Below are 18,346 nucleotides of genomic sequence, written 5' to 3'. Positions count from 1 at the left end.
CCACGCCCGTCCCACGCTCCCGAAGGGTCCGCCATGGCCACCGTCCTGTCCGTCTCCGGAAGTCCCTCCGCCACCTCCCGTACCGCTCGCCTGCTGCGCCATCTGGACAGGCGGCTCACGGCCCAAGGGCACGAGGTGATCCCGCTCGACGTCCGCACCGTCCCCGCCGAGGCGCTGCTCGGCGCCGACTTCCGGCATCCGGCGATCATCGAGGCGGCCGAACTGTTCGACCGCGCCGACGGGGTCGTGATCGGCACGCCCGTCTACAAGGCCGCCTACTCCGGGCTCCTGAAGTCCCTGCTGGACCTGCTGCCGCAGTACGGCCTGGCCGGCAAAACGGTCCTTCCGCTGGCGACCGGCGGGACCACGGCGCACGTCCTGGCGATCGACTACGCCCTGCGCCCGGTACTCAGTTCCATGGGCGCCACGCACATCGTCCAGGGCTGGTTCACCCTCGACAAGGACATCGCGGTCGGCGATGACGGCACGCTCACCGTCGCGCCGGGCCCGGCCGAGGCCCTGGCACATGTCGTCGACCGGTTCTCCGAAGCCCTCGGCAGCCGAACAGCCCTGCTGGCTGCCGCCGGATGAACACCGTGACCAGGATCGCCGACGACGAGCGAAGGGGCGTGAGCCCTAAGTGAGCCTCACCTTCCACTGGTTCCTGCCCACCAACGGCGACAGCCGCCACGTCGTCGGCGGCGGCCACGGCACCCCGGTCACCGCGACCGGGGGTGACCGGCCGCCGAGCATCGGCTACCTCACCCAGATCGCCCGCGCCGCAGAGGACCTCGGCTTCACCGGCGCGCTGACCCCCACCGGCGCCTGGTGCGAGGACGCCTGGCTGACCACCGCCATGGTCAGCCAGCACACCGAGCGGTTGAAGTTCCTGGTCGCCTTCCGTCCCGGCTTCGTCTCACCGACACTGGCCGCGCAGATGGCGTCCACCTTCCAGCGGCAGACCGGCGGCCGGCTACTGCTCGACGTGGTCACGCGGCTGTGACCACCCCGACCGGCCTTGTTCCGCCGGATCTGGCGGCAGGAGAAGGTGAGTGTCCCCCGGCGCTTCCGCCCGGAGCTGACGGACGCCGAGGTGTGGCCCCCGTGCTGCGCCGTGAGATCCCAGACCCCCCGTTCTCCTGGGCACCGGTCCTCGCCGGTCCGGCGTCCGGGCTCACACCCGAGTTCGCGCCCGCGCCCGCATCCGTGTCCACCGACCGCCAGGAGCATCCGACCATGTCCGGCATCCCCCTCGGGGTCCTCGACCTCGTCCCGATCTCGTCCGGGTCCACCGCCGCCGAGGCCCTGCGCAACACCATCGATCTCGCCCGGCAGACCGAGCGGTTCGGTTACACCCGCTACTGGTTCGCCGAACACCATCTCAACCCAGGCGTGGCCGGAACCTCTCCCGCCGTCGTGCTCGCCCTGACCGCCTCCGCGACCTCCACGATCCGGATCGGCTCCGGTGCCGTACAGCTCGGTCACCGCACCGCCCTTTCCACCGTCGAGGAGTTCGGGCTGATCGACGCCCTGCACCCGCGGCGTCTCGACCTGGGCCTCGGCCGCTCGGGAGGCCGTCCTCGGGGACGGACGGCAGGACCTCGGCCGATCACCACTCCCGTCGTCGACGGTTACGCCCCGAACGGTCTGAAGATCCCGCCACGATTCTCTCCGGAGCAGCTGATCGGTTCGCCGCGATTCCTGCTCCAGCAGCAACTGCTGCATCCGCCCGGTACCAGCCCTCAGGACTACGGCGAGCAGGTCGACGACATACTGGCGCTTCTCCGGGGGGACTACCGCTCGTCGGACGGCGTCGAGGCACATGCCGTCCCCGGCGAGGGCGCCGAGGTGCAGGTGTGGATCCTCGGCAGCAGCGGCGGCGAGAGTGCTGACGTCGCGGGCCGCAACGGCCTGCGATTCGCCGCCAATTACCACGTCAGCCCGGCCACCGTCCTGGAGGCGGCAGAGGGCTACCGGGCCGCGTTCCAGCCGTCCGGCCACCTCGACAAGCCCTATGTCAGCGTCTCCGCCGACGTGGTCGTCGCCGAGGACGACGCGACCGCTCGCGAGCTGGCCACCGGCTACGGCCTGTGGGTTCGCAGTATCCGCACCGCCGAGGGCGCCATTCCCTTCCCGACCCCCGAGCAGGCCCGTGCCCACTCCTGGACCGATGCCGACCAGGCACTGGTCGCCGACCGCGTCGACACCCAGTTCGTGGGCTCCCCAGGGCGCGTCGCCGACCAGCTCGAACAACTTCAGGAGGCGACGGGAGCCGACGAGCTGATCCTCACCACCATCACCCACGACCACGCCGACCGGGTGCGCTCCTACCGACTGCTGGCAGACGAGTGGCAACGCCGATGAGCTCGGCGCGGCCCCGTTGACGCCATCGGCGTCGGTTGCTCTCGACCGTCGCCCTCATGGCCACAGCAGACGTGACGCGGATCTCGGTGCGCCTGCGGTGCGCTGGCCCATATCCTGACCTCATTCGTTGGTCCGAGTGAGGTGCAGACCCGCGAGCAGGCTTCCCCTTTCGACTGACGCGACCTCAGTGAACTCATTCAAGTCGGCAGGGCGCCGTTGTAGGCTCGAAGAACGGCCCTTGACCTGCAAAAAGCAGGCAGGGAGCGAATTCCGGGAGTTCTGAATGCTTCGTACTCTGTTCAAGTCCAAGATCCACCGCGCCACCGTCACGCAGGCCGACCTGCACTACGTGGGATCGGTGACCATCGACGCGGACCTCCTCGACGCCGCCGACCTGCTGCCGGGCGAGCTGGTGCACATCGTCGACATCACCAACGGTGCCCGGCTGGAGACGTACGTCATCGAGGGCGAACGGGGGTCCGGGGTGATCGGGATCAACGGGGCGGCCGCCCATCTCGTGCACCCCGGAGACCTGGTGATCATCATCAGCTACGCTCAGGTCTCCGATGCCGAGGCACGGCAGCTGCGGCCGCGGGTCGTGCACGTGGACGGCGACAACCGGATCGTGTCCCTCGGCGCCGACCCGTCGGAGCCGGTGCCCGGCTCCGACCAGCAGCGCAGTCCGCAGGCCGTCCGGGCCTGATCGGCGGACCGGGACCAGGAGCGTGCCTGCCCATGAGTGAGACCGAGATCCGCGACGACCGGGCGGCGGGCCACCTGGAGGCCGTCGGCGACGGTGAAGTCGTCGGCCACATCGAGTACTTCGTCCTGGAGTCGCCCGCGCGCGCCCTGGTCCCGGTGCATACGATCGTGGAGCCGGCCCACGAGGGCAAGGGCATCGCCGGCTCCCTGGCCCGCGAGCTGTACGCCCTCGCCGAGCGCGAGGGCGTCCCGGTGGCCCCGCTCTGCCCGTACGTCGTCCAGTGGGCCGAACGCCACCCCGACGTGGCCCCGCCGGCCGATCCGCAACTGCTGGCGGGCGCGAAGGACTGGCTCCGGGCCCACCCCGAGAAGTTCTGACCGAGCGGCCGGCCCCGCGGGCGCCGTCGGGTGGTCAGGGGTGGGGACCTTGCTGATGCCAGGTTGTGGGCGCGGGAACCGGATGCTCCTCACGAGCGGTTCGTGCACCGCTTCAGCTCCTGGCCGTCAGTCACGGCAGGCACCGCTGCAGTACCGGGTTCCGGTCCGGCCGGGCGCTCCCGTTCGCGTGCTAGGCCATCGCTATCGTCCCCTGGGCCACGGCGCACAGCGTCTCCCGGCCCTCCGCGTCGACCGTCGACACGTCGCACCGGCAGACGGCGAGGGTGCGGCCGGCTCGGACCACTTCGGCCCGGGCCCGCAGGAGGATGCCCGTGGCCGGGCGCAGGTAGTCGATGGTGTAGCCGGCGGTGATCAGCCGGGGGCCGAGGACGGAGCCGGCGGCGAAGGTCAGGGTGTTGTCGGCCGCGTATCCGAGGACTCCGCCGTGCACGAAGCCGTACTGCTGGAGCAGTTCGGTGCGGATGTCCAGTTCGAGCTCGGCCGAGCCGTCGCCGAAAGCCGTCAGCCGGGTGCCCAGCAGCACACTGAAGGGCTGCTCGGCCAGTACCTTCCGGGCGTGTTCCAGTTCCAGGGTCTCCACGGTCTTCCCCCGCGCCTCGTCTCGCTTCACTAGTGAAGTGAGACTGGCGCGGTCCCGGTCCGTCTGTCAAGATCGGCCCATGCCCGAGCCGCCCGACCAGCGTCTGTTCTTCCTGCTGCAGCGCACCGCGCACCAGCTGCGCACCGCCGCCGACCGGCGCTGCCTGGCCGCCGCGGGGGTCACCACGGCTCAGCTCGGCGCGCTGTACGCGGTGCGGGACCGGCCGGGGATCACCCAGGGGGAGCTCGCCCGCACGCTCGGTCTGCGGGAGTCCGCCGTCACCGCGCTGGTCCGGCGGCTCGCCACGGCCGGGCTGCTGGCCAGGAACCCTCATCCCCGTGAACACCGGGCCGTGGCCCTGGAGTTGACCGAAGCCGGGGACGGCGCCCTGACCGCCGCACGGCCGGAGGTCGACCGGTTCAACGCCGAACTGCGCGCCCAGCTGGGTGACGACGGGTTCAGCCGCACCGCCGCCGCGCTGGACCGGCTCGTCGGCTGGGAGCCCTGAACGCCCTCGCGTCGAGGCGCCGGCCCGGGCGACGGCACCACCGGTCTGCCGGCTGCCGGCTGCCGGTGGCCGATGCCGTTGTTCGTCGTGGTACGTCGCCGTGCGGTCAGTCTGTGCGAGGTGCCAGCCCGGTGCGGTACGCATACGCGACCGCCTGGCCTCGATCGACGACTCCGATCTTGGCAAAGATGTGGTTGATGTGAGTCTTCACGGTCACCACGCTGATGCCCAGGTGGACCGCGATCTCCTCGTTGCGCAACCCCTCGGCCATCGAGGAGAGCACCTCCACCTCCCGCGATGTGAGCCGGTCGTGCGGTCTGTGGCCGTGGCCGCTGTCGTCGCCGCCGAGGGCGACGGCGACGACCCGGCCCTGGACCGTCGGCGCGAGCGCTGTGCCGCCGGCGACGACGGTGTTCAGGGCGGCCACGATCTCCTCGACGGTCGCGTCCTTGGTCAGGTAGCCGCGCGCGCCGGCGCGCAGAGCTGCGAACAGCGACCGGTCATCGGGGTAGGTGGTCAGCGCGAGGACGGCGACGTCCGGGTGAGCCCCGACGATACGCCGCGTGGCTTCGATACCGTCCATGCGGGGCATACGCAGGTCCATCAGGACGATGTCGGGGCGCAGGCTCTGGGCGAGCGCGAGCGCCTCGTGCCCGTCCGCGGCCCTGCCCACGATCTCGACACCGGTGGCCCGTTCGAGCAGCATGGCCAGTCCCTCGCGCACCAGCTCCTGGTCGTCGACGACCAGTACGCGCACGCTCATCGCGCCACCGGAAGGGTCAGCCGTACGAGAAAGCCGGTGGCGGTCGGACCGGCGACGAGCGTTCCGCCGGCCGCGGTGACCCGTTCCCGCAGCCCGGTCAGCCCCTGGCCGCCGCTGGGTAGCTTCGGGCGTGGTTGCCGCCGCTTGCCCTCGATGTCTTCCACGGTGGCGAGCACCCGTCCGTCCTGCACCGTGACCTCGAGGCGAACCCGCTCCGCCGCGCTGTGGCGCACGGTGTTGGTCAGCGCCTCCTGCACCGTGCGATACAGCGCCAGGGCCACATCCTGCTCCAGCGCGGGCGGCGGGTCGGGCAGGACGATCTCGCAGGGCAGGCCGGAGGTCATCGCGAAGTCGTTCGCCAGCTGACGCACCTGCGCCCAGTCGGGGGCCCCGCCGCGCAGTGCGCTGAGCACCGTCTGCGTCTCATGCATCGAGGCCCGGGCGACCTCGACACCCCGGTCGAGCATCGCGCGTAGCCGCGGCACATCGACCGGGTCGTCCTCAAGCAGGGAGCGCACCGCCATCAGCTGGACCAGCAGCGCGCTGGCGCTGTGCGCCACCACGTCGTGGATGTCCCCGGCGATCCGCGTGCGCTCACCGAGCACGGCCTCCCTGGTCTGCGCGGCACGCGCGGCCGCGGACGACGCCTCCAGCCGGCGCCGAGTCGACCGCTCGCGCACGACCGCCAGGCTCAGGGCCACCACGAGGTAGGCACACAACGGGGACAGCACCACCGCCGGGAAGAAACCGGCGCCGACAAGCCCCACCCCGACCGCGACCGCCAGCGGAGCACCGAAGCGGGGCGAGAGCAGGCCGGCGGCGGCCGCCGCCAGGCAGCCCAGCGGCACCACCACCATGCCCACCTCGCTCATCGAGTCCAGTTACCCTTCCCGTCGCGCGCCGGGCCGCCACCGCGACCAGGCCCGCACACCAGACCTACTCGCCCCCGGGACCGGGCAACTTCGCCCCTTGCGTACCAGCCAGAGCCCGCGCCACGTCAGCGCCACCCAGACCAGGGTAATGACCGAACCGGCGAGCCAGATGTGTTCACGCAGGAACACACCGGCGGCGGTACCGCCCAGCGCGGCGCCCAGCAGCGCCAGCGTCAGCGGCAGGTGGCACGGGCAGATGGCGAAGGCACCGATGACCGTGGCCAGTCCCCGTCGCTCGCGACGCCGTACCGCTGTCTCCTCGGCGACGCCCGGGCCGGTACCGCCGCGGGCCACCGGCCGGGGCGCGGGCGGTGTCTCACCCGGCATCGTCGCCCGGTCCACCGAGACAGGCGGGCGCTCGGCGGTCGGCGCGCTCATCGGCTCCCCCCGCCGGAGCGCCGCCGCGACCGGACCACGTAGGTCACCAGCCCCGCCAGTCCGAGAGCCGTCGCGAGACATGCGTAGATCATGGGATTCCCTTCGTCGAGACGATCAGACAGCGACCAGCCTGCTGGCCGCAGGGGTTCCACGCATGAGCGCCTGGGCGGAGATACGCCAGGGGTCTCCACCCCAGGGTGGAGACCCCCGGATTCCCCCGTAGTCGGCCTATCCGAGCGCGGCGGGCCGGCCACGCTGGACGAGCTGAGAATCCGGGGCACGGCCGGCAGCCGTCCACAGATCCAGAAGGTGGCCGAGGACCTGGCCGCGTGGCTATTCGGCCCTCCAGCCCCTGGCTGAGAAGAGCGGGCGGCCGAGCAGGGCGGCCCTTCAGCCGGCCGTGGCTTTCAGCTGGGAAGTCAGCCACGGTTCCAGCCAGCGTGCTCCTTCCGGTGTGAGATGGACGCCGTCGCTGCGTACGCGAACGCCGTCGACCTGCCAAGTGAAAGCGCCGTCCGGGCAGAGGCGACCGGCCAGGTCGAGGATCTTGACGCTGGGACCCTCGTGGGTGGCGACTTGGCGGAGCATGCGGTTCCAGCGGTCGACGCGCTCGGGATTGTCCTCGGGCCACAACCCGCCGTCAGGACGTTCTCCGCGGCGGTTGTACGGCTCCGTGGCCAGCAGTACGCGGGCGCCGCGAGCCGCCGCCGTTTCGACCGCGCGCCCGAGCTGCGCCCGCAGATACCCGTCGAACGCCTTGTCGCCGATATGTGTCCAGCGTCCGTCCTGCTCGCGGTCCATGGTCTCCCAGCGACCGAAGAGGATGACCACCACGTCCGGATCATGGCGGTCCACCGCCTGGCGGAGGTCGATCGGCCACCGCTCGCACCGGCGGGACACCTCGTGGAGGCTCCCGAAGTAACGGTAAGGGCTGCCCAGAGCCAGGCCACAGCCTTGTCGGGTGATGTCGTGGACGGTGACACCGGGGGTGGGCGGCAGGTAGTGGAGCAGGCTCCAGGCGATGGAATCACCCATGATCACGGTGGAGACCGCTGTACCGGGGTGGCGGTCGGTGGGACGGTACGGCGGCCGGCCGGTGGGGGGTTCGTGTTCGCGGAACGCGGTAGCGGCGTCCTCCGGCGCTGTGGCCGTGGAAGGACTGAGTCGCGGCCCGGACGGAAGAGCACTGATCGCCGTGCCTGCCACCAGGGTCAGGCACACCGCGCTTGTCGCCAGCGCTGGAAGCGGTCGGCGGAGGAAGCGCAGGGAGCGGCGCTGGACAGGCAGTTCGATGAGGACGAAGGAGACGGCGGCGACCACCACGGTGACGGCGGCGCGCAGGCCGAAGAGCCGGACCCCGTCCAGTCCCGTGCGCTCGGCACTGAGCCACCTGAACAGCGGCCAGTGCCACAGGTAGACCCCGTACGAGATGCGGCCGAGCAGGGCCAGTGGGGGCAGGGACATGATCCGCGCAGCGACCGAGCCGGTGGAGGTGACCACGTGGGTCAGCAGCGCCGCTGTCGCCAGTGAGCCCGCCAGCAGGCCACCTGGATAGAGGAAGGGCGCTGTGCCGTCGAGGCTCGACCACAACCAGGCGAGAGCGACCGCACCCAACGCTGCCGCCATCGCGAGGAGAGACCGATGCCGCAGCCCATGTCCGGGCGAACGTGCCAGCAGGATCGCCACCGCGCAGCCGACCAGAAGCGCCAGTGCCCGCGTGTCACTGCCGAAGTACGTCCTGCCGAGGTCGGCAGGGTCCCTGAACAGCACCCCGCACAAGGCCGACGACGCCGCAACGCCGCACATGCTGATCACCAGGAGCATCGAGCCGGCACGGCCACTGCGGCCCCGCGAAACCCGCATCACTCCGATCACGAGCAGTGGCCACACGATGTAGAACTGCTCCTCGATACCCAGTGACCAGGTGTGCTGCAACAGCGAGGGAGTGGCCGTCTGCGCGAAGTAGTCCGTGCCACGGAAGACCATCCGCCAGTTCGCCACGTACATCAGGGCGGCAAGCGCGTCACCACGCAGCCCCGCGAGATCCGACGACGAGATCAGGTGGGGGCTGACCAGGCACACCACCAGGACCATGACCAGGAGTGCGGGCAGCAGCCGGCGGGCCCGACGCGCCCAGAAGGAGGCAAGGCCGATCGCTCCCGTGCGCACCCGTTCCTGCAGCAGCAAGGTGGTGATGAGGTAGCCGCTGAGAACGAAGAACGCGTCGACACCCAGGAACCCGCCCCGGGCCCAGGAGATGCCGCCGTGGTGGGCCAGCACCGCTGCCACCGCCAGTCCCCGGAGCCCGTCGAGTGCGCGGTTCCTGTCCTTTCCGGCAAGGGGCGGGCGGGTTTCGCCGCGGACCGGCACGGCCGACTGCGTGCCGCCGCCGTCCCGGCTCATCGCCAGGACCTCGACAGGGCCGACCACCGGGATCGTCGCCCGCCCGCCCGCTGTGCTCCTCGACCCGCCCCTGCCCCCAAGCCGACGCGTCGTGGCGGAGCCGGCGGACGAGGCAAGCAGCGGTCCGCGCCGTTCGGAGGGAACCGGTCGGCAGCACCGACGGGGTGGCAGGTCATCCCACCCGGGCACGTCGTCCGAGTCATGACCACTCCCGCTGCTGCCGTCCGTGTCTCGCGCCCACGCGCCGCGTCCTACGTCTCCACGCTGACACCGCCCCACCCACCTCGCGCGCTGGGCGAGGCAGGAGGAGCAGGAGGAGGGAAGCCGTTCAGCAACTGACGGACGGAGGTGGTGCCCGTACCCGGCCCCGGCCTCCCGCCGGGGCCGCGGGGCACCGGTCCACTGACGCGAGCAGTGCCGTGAGCAGCCGCGACCGATGACGGCCCGGGTGGCCGGCACGCCGATGCCGGCCGTCAGGGCACCATCGGGCTGATCGAAGGGTTCGGCGCTATCGGGCTGATCCTCCTCCACCCCCGCAGCCACCTGTACCCGTCCGGTCCTGCCGTCGGGTGAGTGCGGGAGCGGCTGCCGGGTAGGCGGGGGAGTAGTCCAGAGGCGACGTCCAGTGACTGCCCGGAGGACACGATGACGAATCCGTACCCCGACCCCGTCCCGCCGGGACCGACGCCAGGCCCGGGCCCGACCCCGCCGGACCCGTACCCCAGCCCCGTCCCGCCCCCGCAGCCGGGCCCCGAGCCGACCCCGCCGGGCCCCGGGCCGCAACCCACGCCACCCGAGCCGGGCCCCGACCCGACCCCGCCCCCGGCACCACCGGCACCGGGCCCGCCGGAACCCTCGCCGTCCCCGATCCCCCCGGGGCCCGAGCCGGTACCGAGCCCCGAGCCGGGTCCGCCCCTCACATGAGTCACCGGGAGGTGCAGGCGCCCCGAAACGGGGCGCGGGGAACTGCGCGACCAGCCACGACAAGCCGGCGGTCGCGCCACAACAGTCCGCTAGGCCCCCTGGGCGCAGACCACCACGGTCAGGCCGTGACCTCCGACCGGTCCCCACCCCACACCGTGTGGAACGACCCGTCCCGGTCCACCCGACGGTACGTGTGCGCCCCGAAGAAGTCCCGCTGACCCTGCGTCAGAGCCGCGGGCAGGCGTTCCGCACGGAGCGCGTCGTAGTACGCGAGCGCCGCCGCGAAGCCCGGCGTCGGCACCCCCTGCCGCGTCGCCGCGACCAGCACCTCGCGCCAGTCGTCCTGCGCCGCCGCGATCTCCTGCGCGAACGTCTCGTCCGACAGCAGGCTCGGCAGATCGGCGCGGGCGTCGTACGCGGCGCGGATGCGGTCGAGGAAGGCCGCGCGGATGATGCAGCCGCCCCGCCAGATCGCGGAGACGGCACCGAGGTCGATGTCCCAGCCGTACTCCTCGCTGCCCGCCGCGATCTCGTGGAAGCCCTGTGTGTACGACACGATCTTGGACGCGTACAGCGCCTGCTCCACCCGGTCCGCGAAGGCCGCCGCGTCCGACTCGCTCAGCGCGGACGCCGTCGGCCCGGCCAGCCCGCGCGAGGCCTCGCGCAGCGCCGCGTGGCCGGACAGGGAGCGGGCGAAGACCGCCTCGGCGATACCGGACACCGGTACGCCCAGGTCCAGGGCGATCTGCACCGTCCAGCGGCCGGTGCCCTTCTGCTCGGCCTGGTCGACCACGACGTCCACGAACGGCTTGCCGGTCGCCGCGTCCACATGGGACAGCACCTCGGCGGTGATCTCGATCAGGTAGGAGTCCAGCCGGCCCGTGTTCCAGGTGCGGAAGATGTCCGCGATCTGCGCGGGGGAGTAACCGGCCACATCGCGCAGCAGCTGGTACGCCTCGCCGATCAGCTGCATGTCGGCGTACTCGATGCCGTTGTGGACCATCTTCACGAAGTGCCCGGCACCGTCGGGGCCCACGTGCGTCACGCACGGCGCGCCGTCCGCCGCCTTCGCGGAGATCTTCTCCAGCATCGGGCCGAGGGAGTCGTACGACTCCTTCGAACCGCCCGGCATGATGCTCGGCCCGTGCAGCGCGCCCTCCTCGCCGCCGGAGATGCCCGTGCCGACGAAGTGGATGCCCCGCTCGCGCAGCTCCCGCTCCCGGCGCCGGGTGTCCGCGAAGTGCGCGTTGCCCCCGTCGATGATCATGTCACCGGGCTCCAGCAGCGGCGCGAACTCCTCGATCACCGCGTCCGTCGGCTCGCCCGCCTTGACCATGACGACCAGCCGGCGCGGACGCTCCAGCGCCGCCACGAAGTCCTCGGCGGTCTCGGCCGCGATGAAGTCCCCCTCGTGCCCGAACTCCTCCACCAGCGCCTTCGTTCGCGAGACCGTACGGTTGTGCACGGCGACCGTGTAGCCGTTGCGGGCGAAGTTGCGTGCGAGGTTGCGGCCCATGACCGCGAGTCCCGTGACACCGATCTGCGCTGAAGTGCTCATACCGCCTGCTCCCTAGCTGCATCGTGACTACGGCTCCGTCAGTACGGGCCCTCGCCCATCCTGACGTGCTGCTACGGCGAGCGCACATCCGACCCGCCACGCTTGATTACGCAGCCACGGCGCCCTGAGCCTCAGTTTTTGGCGATCTCGCTCAAGCAGCGGCCGTTCCCGGCCACTTGGCGGGGCCGTAAGGCTGGTTTGTCGTCTTGTCATGGCCTGTTCGCCGCGCTTACCTTTGCCGCTCCTGACGCATGCCGAGGGGATTTCGGACATGGCCGTACGCGGTCGGCACCGCCGGTACCAGCCGAACAGGATCAACCGCGCCTCACTCACCGTCACGGCGGGCGGTGCCGGCCTCGCGATCCCGCTGGTCGCCGCCGGCACGGCCGACGCCGCCGACGCGGCCACCTGGAACAAGGTCGCCGTGTGCGAGTCCAGCGGCAACTGGGACATCAACACCGGCAACGGCTATTACGGCGGGCTGCAGTTCACCCAGTCCACCTGGCAGGCGTACGGCGGCACGCGATACGCACCGCGCGCCGATCTCGCGACCCGGGACCAGCAGATCGCCGTCGCCGAGAAGGTGCTCGACGGGCAGGGGCCGGGAGCCTGGCCGGTGTGCTCGGTGCGGGCCGGGCTGACGCGGGGCGGCGCCGAACCCGATCTGCACACGGACAGTGCCGCCACGCACCCCGCGCAGAGCGGCCCGAAGACCCGCGCCGCGAATACCGGCTCGGTGCAGGACGTGCAGCCGCAGACCACCCCGCAGTCCCGCGCGGGCCGGGCCGAGACGTACAGGGTGGTGCACGGCGACACCCTCTCCGGTATCGCCGGCGAACACCACGTCCGGGGCGGCTGGCGACAGCTGTACGCGGGCAATCGCGCGACGATCGGCGCCGATCCCGACCTGATCCTGCCGGGCCAGCGGCTCAGCCTGCGCGCCACCGGTGCCGCGCCCGACACCCACACCACGACCAAGTCACCGAAGAAGAAGGCACCTTCGGAGAAGAGAAAAGCCCCTCCGGAGAAGAAAGCCCCTTCAGAGAAAAAAGTCCCTTCACAGAAGAAAGTCCCTTCGCAGAGGAAGACCGCCCCCCATCACACCTCCCCGACCGGTCACTCGCTCGTCGCGCCGGTGAACGCGCCCGTCGGCACCAGCTATCACGTGGCGGGCTCCCACTGGTCGAAGGGCTACCACACGGGCGTCGACTTCGTCGTGCCGACCGGAACCTCCGTGCAGGCGGCGCAGGCCGGGCAGGTGATGGCCGCGGGGTGGGGCGGCTCCTACGGCTACCAGGTGGTGCTCCGGCACGCCGACGGCCGCTACACGCAGTACGCGCATCTGTCGGCCATCTCCGTGCGGGCCGGCCAGCACGTCACCACGGGCCAGCGCCTCGGCCGCTCCGGTGCCACCGGCAACGTCACGGGCCCGCATCTGCACTTCGAGGTGCGGACCGGGCCCGGCTTCGGCACGGACATCGACCCGCTGGCCTATCTGCGGGCCGGTGGCGTCAGGATCTGACGCACGTTCGGTGGCGCTCCAGGACCGGCAGTGGCACGTAGATGTTCAGGGGAAGCGCGGTGCACGGCACGGGAGACACGTGGCCGGCCGGCGGCTCGCCGACCTCGGTGTCAGCGCCGCTGCCGTCCGGACCCGGTACCAGCAGCTCCCGCAGCGCCGGTTCGGCAGGCTCCCGCAGGGCGCGCCCGGCCCGGCCCCGTGGGACGCGCTCGCCCGGCTCCCGCCGGACCGGATCCGTGGAACCGCCGTCGGCCTCGGCCGGTTCACGTCGGCTCGCCTTCTCCGCCTCGGGCTCCGCTGCCGAGCGCTGCTGCGGCACGGCAAGGAGCGTGTCCGACGCGAGGGCCGGCGCGGAGGCGACGGGAACGAACTCCGGCACTCCCGGCAACTCCGTGCCCGCAGGCGTCCGCGTGCCCGCAGGCGTCCGCGTGCCCGCAGCCGTCCCCGTGCCCTCCATCCGCTCCGTCGTCAGCAGGATCAGACCGCCCGCCGTCACCACACCGCAGCCCAGGGCGAGCACGGTGCCGGTGCCGCCGTAGCGGAACGTCTCGCCGAACATCAGGATGCCGACCGCGGCGGCCAGCACCGGATTGGCCACCGTCAGCGTGGCCAGCGGGGCGGCGAGGCCGCCGCCCCGGTAGGACGCCTGGGACAGCAGCACACCGGCGGTGGCGAACAGGCCGATCACCGCGAGGGAGGGCAGCTCGCCCAGGCCGATGCCCCGGGTCCAGTCGACGGCGACGGTCTTGGTGAACACCGACGACATGCCGAACGCTATGCCGGAGGCGGTGGCGAGCAGCACGCTGCGCACCGCCGGGTGCCGGTGCGCGGCCAGGCCCGCGAACATCAGCGCCAGGACCGCCCCGCCGGTGAGGAGCGCGACCACCACCCGCTGGGTGCCGTCCAGGGAGTGCGCGTCGGCGGAGCCGACCAGGGACAGCAGGCCGGCGAGCCCCACCGTGGCCATCAGGGCGCCGCGCCAGGCGGTGGCGCCCGCCTTGCGGCCGACGAACAGCGCCGCCAGGGGCAGCGCGAAGACGATGGTCAGCGCGCCGAGCGGCTGGACGAGGCTGAGCGGGCCGTAGGCCAGCGCCACGACGTGCAGCACGCCTCCGAGGCCGTTGAGCGCCAGCGCCCCCCACCAGCTGGGCCGGCGCAGGTAGGCGCTGTCGGTGGAGGACACCGCCACCTGTTCCTGCACGATCGCTCCCCCCGCGTAGGCCAGGGCGGAGACGAACGACAGGAGCACGGACACCGCGAGGGCGCTCATCGGCGTCTCCTCTGGATGAGGCGGGGGCCCTGGCCCTGCGGGTGGCGGGGACCCGGAGCCCGGCGCGGCGGGCGGTCGGCTTCCATGGCCAACACTCTGCCCGCCCACGGGCTTCCCGTCGTCGTACCTGAGCACGCGATGCGTCCTACTACCGATGGAGTACACCAGCGGTGCGCTCATCCCCTGGAGGGGTGACGTTGCGTGCGGACCCCGTGTCCCGGCCTCCGGTCCCGCCTGGTACTAGTGCCTGTCGTGAACCTCGACCCCGATCTCGCCGCGCTCCGCCCGCTCGGCGGTTTCTTCGTGCTGCGCACGCTTTCGACCCCGGGCGGAGCGGCCGGCGGGCCCGGAGGGCTGCCGACCCTCGCGGAGACATACGAACGGGCGACCTCGGATGTTCCCGGGAATGCGCTGACTTCACGTGTCGACACGGTCGCGCATCGGCTCCGCACGCCGGAGCTGCGGGTTTCCGCCTCCATCGCGCAGCAGGGGCTGGCCGCCCGGCTGTGGTCGGTGGCCCTCGGCTGTGCCGTTCTGTACGGCCGGCTGCCGGACCTCGACGCACGCCTGCTGCGCTGGGACCCTCTCGCGTCCGCCCCCGACGACCTGTTGCTCACCGAGCCGCGCCCGCTGCCCGGCGACGCGGCCACGCTCGCCGGCATCGTGCTGCACGGGCATCTGGAACCCCTAGGGGCTGCCCTGAGGACGCGCTACGGCATCGCGACGGGCCTGCTGTGGGGCAACGCCGGCTCGGCGCTCGCCGGGGCGGCCCGCGAACTGGACCGCTGGGCCCGTGCCCACGGCCGTACCGACGTGGCGGACCGGGTCCGCGCCCTCACCGACGACCTCTTCGCCCACCCCCTGCTGCGCACCACCGGCATCCGCACCGGCACCGCCTTCCGCCGCCGCAGCTGCTGCCTGTACTACCGGGTACCAGGCGGCGGGGTCTGCGGCGACTGCTGCTTCATCCGGCCACCGCGCTCTTCCCCGCGCGCCGCATCTGGGTGACCATGAGGGGAACCTGCCGACGAGACCAGGGAGTTGTCGGGTGCGAGTGGGACTGCTGAGCCGGGAGTTCCCCCCGGACGTGTACGGCGGCGCCGGTGTCCATGTGGAGTTCCTCGCACGGGAGTTGACCTCCCTGGTGGACCTGGAGGTGCACTGCTGGGGTGAGGGCCGCGGCGTCGGTGTCGTACGCCACCGCCCCTGGCCCGTCCTCGACGGCTCCAACGACGCGCTGCGCACCTTCTCGGTGGACCTCTCCATCGCCGCCGCCCTCGAAGGCCGGGAACTCGTCCACTCCCACACCTGGTACGCGGGCCTCGCGGGCCACTTCGCCAAGCTGCTGTACGGCATCCCGCACGTGGTCACCGCCCACTCGCTGGAGCCTTTGCGTCCCTGGAAGGCCGAGCAACTCGGCGGCGGATACGCGCTGTCCGGCTGGGCCGAGCGCACCGCGATCGAGGCCGCCGACGCGGTGATCGCCGTCTCCGGGGCCATGCGCGAGGACATCCTCGCCTGCTACCCGGCTCTCGACCCGGCCCGGGTCCAGGTCGTCCACAACGGCATCGACACGCACCTGTACCGTCCCGATCACGGCACCGACGCCCTCACCCGGCACGGCATCGACCCCGCGCGGCCCTACGTGCTCTTCGTCGGCCGGATCACCCGGCAGAAGGGGGTGCCCCATCTCCTGCGCGCCGCACGGGAGATCGACCCGGGCGCGCAGGTGGTCCTGTGCGCGGGCGCGCCGGACACCCCCGAGATCGACCGCGAGTTCCGCGAGCTGTACGAGGAGCTGAGCCGGGTCCGCGCGGGCGTGTTCTGGATCCCGCAGATGCTGCCACGGCCCGAGGTGATCCAACTCCTCACGCGCGCGGCCGTGTTCGTCTGCCCGTCGGTGTACGAACCGCTCGGCATCGTCAACCTGGAGGCGATGGCCTGTGGCACTCCGGTCGTCGCGTCGCGGGTGGGCGGCATCCCCGAGGTCGTGGACGACGGCCGTACGGGCCTCCTGGTCGACGCGGACGAAGACTTCGAGGCGGGCCTCGCCCGGGCGCTGGACACCGTCCTCGGTGACCCGGCCGCGGCCCGGCGGATGGGACGGGCCGGGCGGGAACGCGCGGTCGGCGAGTTCGGCTGGGACGCGGTGGCCCGGCGCACGGCAGGGCTGTACGAGGAGATCCTCAAACAGGCTTAGTCCGGCCCGCTCGGGGCATCCATGGTTCATCCAGGGTGAGGGGAGCGACCATGCGTCGTGGTGGGCCTTCGGTTCTCGGGATCGTACTGGCGGGCGGGGAGGGCAAGCGCCTGATGCCGCTGACCGCCGACCGCGCGAAACCAGCGGTCACCTTCGGCGGGACGTACCGCCTCGTCGACTTCGTCCTCTCCAACCTCGTCAACGCCGACATCCTGCGCATCTGCGTGCTGACCCAGTACAAGTCGCACTCGCTGGACCGGCACATCACCACGACGTGGCGGATGTCCAGCCTGCTCGGCAACTACGTCACCCCGGTCCCCGCCCAGCAGCGCCTCGGGCCGCGCTGGTACCTGGGCAGCGCCGACGCCATCCTGCAGTCACTGAACCTGGTGTACGACGAACAGCCCGAGTACGTCGCCGTGTTCGGCGCCGACCACGTCTACCGCATGGACCCGCGGCAGATGCTCCGAGAGCACATGGAGGGCGGCGCGGGCGTGACGGTGGCCGGCATCCGGGTGCCCCGCTCGGAGTCCGCCTCCTTCGGCGTGATCACGCCGGCCTCGGACGGCCGCAGCGTCGAGCGCTTCCTGGAGAAGCCGGCCGACCCGCCCGGTCTGGCCGACGACCCCGAGTGCGTGTTCGCCTCGATGGGCAACTACGTCTTCACCACCAAGGCCCTCATCGAGGCGCTGCGACGGGACGCCGAGGACGGGCAGTCCGCGCACGACATGGGCGGTTCGATCCTGCCCCAGCTCACCGCACGCGGCGAGGCCCAGCTGTACGACTTCAGCGACAACCACGTGCCCGGCGAGACCACCCGCGACCAGGGCTACTGGCGGGACGTCGGCACCCTGGACGCCTACTACGAGGCGCATATGGACCTGATCGCCGAGCGCCCCGCCTTCAACCTCTACAACCGCCAGTGGCCCATCTACACCCACTCGGGCCAGCTCTCCCCGGCCCGCTTCAACGCGGGCGGCATCGCGAGTGAGTCCATCGTCAGTGCCGGCTGCCTGATCCGTGGCCAGGTCACCCGGTCCGTGCTGTCCCCGGGCGTACGCGTCGACCCGGGCGCGGTCGTGCAGGGATCGGTGCTGCACGACAACGTCCGCATCGGCCGGGGCGCGGTCGTCCGTGGTGCCGTCCTGGACAAGAACGTCGAGGTCCCGCCCGGCGCGACGATCGGCGTCAACCCGGAGCGGGACGCGGAGCTGTACACCGTCTCCAAGGGCGGGGTCATCGCGCTGGGGAAGGGACAGCGGGTGTCGTAGGGGGAGGGGGCGGCCGCGTCCGTGCCCGGAGCAGGCCAAGGCGGTGCCAGGCGGGCCGGGTCGTCCTGCGTCCCGCGACCCGTGCCGATCTGCCCGCGGTGCTCGCCCTGCTCACCGACGAGGAGCGGGTGGTGGACCCCGGCCACGGTCGAGGTGACGGAGGCGTACGAGCGCGCCTTCGCCGACATCGACGCGGACCCGCGCAACGAGATCCTGGTCCTCGTAGAAGCCGGAGCCGGCACGGTGGTCGGCTGCCGCAGGCCGCCTACATCCCCGGGCTCGGCAAGGGGGGCCGAGCGGGTTTGATCGAGGCGGGGGCCCGTGCGGACCGGCGCGGCGGTGGGCTCGGCCGGACCCTGATGGAACGTGCCGTCGCCCGGTCCCGCGCACGCGGCTGTGCGCTCCTCCAGCTCACCAGCGGCAAAAGCCGCCAGGACGCCCACCGCTTCCGCACCGCGCTCTGGTTCGCCCGCAGCCACGAGGGGTTCAGGCTGGCCCCCTGACTGCCCGTCACCGCTCGGTCGCCTCCCCTCCCCCCGCGACGCGTTGCGCGTAAACCTCGCGGGATGCCC

General features: G+C 72.0%; 17 protein-coding genes and 1 pseudogene. 11 read left to right on the top strand and 7 right to left on the bottom strand.

Annotation, left to right across the window (positions count from 1 at the left end; genetic code table 11):
* Window positions 1-33: 33 nt before the first annotated feature.
* The 5 genes and pseudogenes from ssuE (at window position 34) to ABZ079_RS13715 (ending at window position 3,444) form a co-directional block, all read left to right on the top strand.
* On the top strand, window positions 34-591 hold the full coding sequence (ssuE, locus tag ABZ079_RS13735) for an NADPH-dependent FMN reductase (RefSeq protein ID WP_356939615.1): 558 nt from the start codon (window positions 34-36) through the stop codon (window positions 589-591).
* A 49-nt stretch (window positions 592-640) separates the two neighbouring features.
* Window positions 641-994 (top strand): annotated as a pseudogene (locus tag ABZ079_RS13730) (LLM class flavin-dependent oxidoreductase); the annotation flags it as partial.
* A 242-nt stretch (window positions 995-1,236) separates the two neighbouring features.
* Window positions 1,237-2,364, top strand: coding sequence for an LLM class flavin-dependent oxidoreductase (locus ABZ079_RS13725; protein ID WP_356939614.1), 1,128 nt, complete (start codon window positions 1,237-1,239; stop codon window positions 2,362-2,364).
* A 283-nt stretch (window positions 2,365-2,647) separates the two neighbouring features.
* On the top strand, window positions 2,648-3,067 hold the full coding sequence (panD, locus tag ABZ079_RS13720) for an aspartate 1-decarboxylase (RefSeq protein ID WP_356939613.1): 420 nt from the start codon (window positions 2,648-2,650) through the stop codon (window positions 3,065-3,067).
* A 32-nt stretch (window positions 3,068-3,099) separates the two neighbouring features.
* Complete coding sequence (locus ABZ079_RS13715) at window positions 3,100-3,444, top strand: GNAT family N-acetyltransferase (RefSeq protein WP_356939612.1); 345 nt, start codon at window positions 3,100-3,102, stop codon at window positions 3,442-3,444.
* A gap of 190 nt (window positions 3,445-3,634) precedes the next feature.
* Here ABZ079_RS13715 and ABZ079_RS13710 read toward each other — a convergent pair whose 3' ends face one another.
* Complete coding sequence (locus ABZ079_RS13710; protein WP_356939611.1) at window positions 3,635-4,075, bottom strand: PaaI family thioesterase; 441 nt, start codon at window positions 4,073-4,075, stop codon at window positions 3,635-3,637.
* A 49-nt stretch (window positions 4,076-4,124) separates the two neighbouring features.
* Here ABZ079_RS13710 and ABZ079_RS13705 point away from each other — a divergent pair, with 49 nt between their 5' ends.
* Complete coding sequence (locus ABZ079_RS13705; protein WP_356939610.1) at window positions 4,125-4,553, top strand: MarR family transcriptional regulator; 429 nt, start codon at window positions 4,125-4,127, stop codon at window positions 4,551-4,553.
* A 106-nt stretch (window positions 4,554-4,659) separates the two neighbouring features.
* On the opposite strand, the gene ABZ079_RS13700 is transcribed toward ABZ079_RS13705, so the two are convergent.
* From ABZ079_RS13700 to gndA, 5 genes are all read right to left on the bottom strand, one after another.
* A complete protein-coding gene (locus tag ABZ079_RS13700) occupies window positions 4,660-5,316 on the bottom strand; it encodes a response regulator transcription factor (RefSeq protein WP_356939609.1) in 657 nt (218 codons plus the stop codon).
* Window positions 5,313-6,188: a histidine kinase gene (locus ABZ079_RS13695; RefSeq protein WP_356939608.1), complete on the bottom strand. Its 876-nt coding sequence runs from the start codon at window positions 6,186-6,188 to the stop codon at window positions 5,313-5,315. Before ABZ079_RS13695 ends, ABZ079_RS13700 begins: the two co-directional genes overlap by 4 nt.
* Window positions 6,189-6,197: 9 nt before the next feature.
* Window positions 6,198-6,626 (bottom strand): hypothetical protein, encoded by a 429-nt coding sequence (locus ABZ079_RS13690; RefSeq protein WP_356939607.1) that lies wholly within the window; start codon window positions 6,624-6,626, stop codon window positions 6,198-6,200.
* 390 nt (window positions 6,627-7,016) lie between these two features.
* The gene (locus ABZ079_RS13685; RefSeq protein ID WP_356939606.1) at window positions 7,017-9,029 is read right to left on the bottom strand and encodes an acyltransferase family protein; all 2,013 of its coding nucleotides are present in this window, start codon (window positions 9,027-9,029) and stop codon (window positions 7,017-7,019) included.
* 1,042 nt (window positions 9,030-10,071) lie between these two features.
* Window positions 10,072-11,511 carry an NADP-dependent phosphogluconate dehydrogenase gene (gene gndA, locus ABZ079_RS13680; protein ID WP_356939605.1) on the bottom strand — a complete coding sequence of 480 codons (1,440 nt, stop codon included), beginning with the start codon at window positions 11,509-11,511 and terminating at the stop codon, window positions 10,072-10,074.
* Between the two features lie 271 nt (window positions 11,512-11,782).
* Between gndA and ABZ079_RS13675 the strand changes: the two genes are divergently transcribed.
* The gene (locus tag ABZ079_RS13675; protein WP_356939604.1) at window positions 11,783-13,033 is read left to right on the top strand and encodes a transglycosylase family protein; all 1,251 of its coding nucleotides are present in this window, start codon (window positions 11,783-11,785) and stop codon (window positions 13,031-13,033) included.
* Here the strand turns inward: ABZ079_RS13675 and ABZ079_RS13670 are convergent.
* Window positions 13,023-14,303 carry a DMT family transporter gene (locus tag ABZ079_RS13670; RefSeq protein WP_356939603.1) on the bottom strand — a complete coding sequence of 427 codons (1,281 nt, stop codon included), beginning with the start codon at window positions 14,301-14,303 and terminating at the stop codon, window positions 13,023-13,025. The two genes, ABZ079_RS13675 and ABZ079_RS13670, sit on opposite strands and share 11 nt — an antisense overlap.
* Before the next feature lie 234 nt (window positions 14,304-14,537).
* On the opposite strand from ABZ079_RS13670, the gene ABZ079_RS13665 reads away from it, so the two are divergent.
* The 4 genes from ABZ079_RS13665 to ABZ079_RS13650 all read left to right on the top strand — a co-directional run bounded on the left by ABZ079_RS13665 (window position 14,538) and on the right by ABZ079_RS13650 (window position 18,277).
* The gene (locus tag ABZ079_RS13665) at window positions 14,538-15,311 is read left to right on the top strand and encodes a (2Fe-2S)-binding protein (protein ID WP_356939756.1); all 774 of its coding nucleotides are present in this window, start codon (window positions 14,538-14,540) and stop codon (window positions 15,309-15,311) included.
* A gap of 40 nt (window positions 15,312-15,351) precedes the next feature.
* Complete coding sequence (gene glgA / locus ABZ079_RS13660; protein WP_356939602.1) at window positions 15,352-16,503, top strand: glycogen synthase; 1,152 nt, start codon at window positions 15,352-15,354, stop codon at window positions 16,501-16,503.
* A gap of 50 nt (window positions 16,504-16,553) precedes the next feature.
* On the top strand, window positions 16,554-17,774 hold the full coding sequence (glgC, locus tag ABZ079_RS13655) for a glucose-1-phosphate adenylyltransferase (protein WP_356939601.1): 1,221 nt from the start codon (window positions 16,554-16,556) through the stop codon (window positions 17,772-17,774).
* 98 nt (window positions 17,775-17,872) lie between these two features.
* Complete coding sequence (locus ABZ079_RS13650) at window positions 17,873-18,277, top strand: GNAT family N-acetyltransferase (RefSeq protein ID WP_356939600.1); 405 nt, start codon at window positions 17,873-17,875, stop codon at window positions 18,275-18,277.
* Window positions 18,278-18,346: the final 69 nt, after the last annotated feature.

The organism is Streptomyces sp. NPDC006314, from assembly GCF_040613075.1.
In the GTDB taxonomy this organism is placed as follows: Bacteria; Actinomycetota; Actinomycetes; order Streptomycetales; family Streptomycetaceae; genus Streptomyces.
The sequence above is the reverse complement of the archived record's forward strand: the minus strand, read 5'-3'. Positions and strand labels throughout refer to the sequence as shown.

Excerpts from the sequence above, each read along its gene's own strand:
- ABZ079_RS13670 (WP_356939603.1), bottom strand. The coding sequence starts at position 14,303 with ATGAGCGCCCTCGCGGTGTCCGTGCTCCTGTCGTTCGTCTCCGCCCTG.
- ABZ079_RS13675 (WP_356939604.1), top strand. The coding sequence starts at position 11,783 with ATGGCCGTACGCGGTCGGCACCGCCGGTACCAGCCGAACAGGATCAAC.
- ABZ079_RS13690 (WP_356939607.1), bottom strand. The coding sequence starts at position 6,626 with ATGAGCGCGCCGACCGCCGAGCGCCCGCCTGTCTCGGTGGACCGGGCG.
- gndA (WP_356939605.1), bottom strand. The coding sequence starts at position 11,511 with ATGAGCACTTCAGCGCAGATCGGTGTCACGGGACTCGCGGTCATGGGC.
- glgC (WP_356939601.1), top strand. The coding sequence starts at position 16,554 with ATGCGTCGTGGTGGGCCTTCGGTTCTCGGGATCGTACTGGCGGGCGGG.
- ssuE (WP_356939615.1), top strand. The coding sequence starts at position 34 with ATGGCCACCGTCCTGTCCGTCTCCGGAAGTCCCTCCGCCACCTCCCGT.
- ABZ079_RS13685 (WP_356939606.1), bottom strand. The coding sequence starts at position 9,029 with ATGAGCCGGGACGGCGGCGGCACGCAGTCGGCCGTGCCGGTCCGCGGC.
- ABZ079_RS13705 (WP_356939610.1), top strand. The coding sequence starts at position 4,125 with ATGCCCGAGCCGCCCGACCAGCGTCTGTTCTTCCTGCTGCAGCGCACC.
- panD (WP_356939613.1), top strand. The coding sequence starts at position 2,648 with ATGCTTCGTACTCTGTTCAAGTCCAAGATCCACCGCGCCACCGTCACG.
- ABZ079_RS13695 (WP_356939608.1), bottom strand. The coding sequence starts at position 6,188 with ATGAGCGAGGTGGGCATGGTGGTGGTGCCGCTGGGCTGCCTGGCGGCG.
- ABZ079_RS13700 (WP_356939609.1), bottom strand. The coding sequence starts at position 5,316 with ATGAGCGTGCGCGTACTGGTCGTCGACGACCAGGAGCTGGTGCGCGAG.
- ABZ079_RS13715 (WP_356939612.1), top strand. The coding sequence starts at position 3,100 with ATGAGTGAGACCGAGATCCGCGACGACCGGGCGGCGGGCCACCTGGAG.
- ABZ079_RS13725 (WP_356939614.1), top strand. The coding sequence starts at position 1,237 with ATGTCCGGCATCCCCCTCGGGGTCCTCGACCTCGTCCCGATCTCGTCC.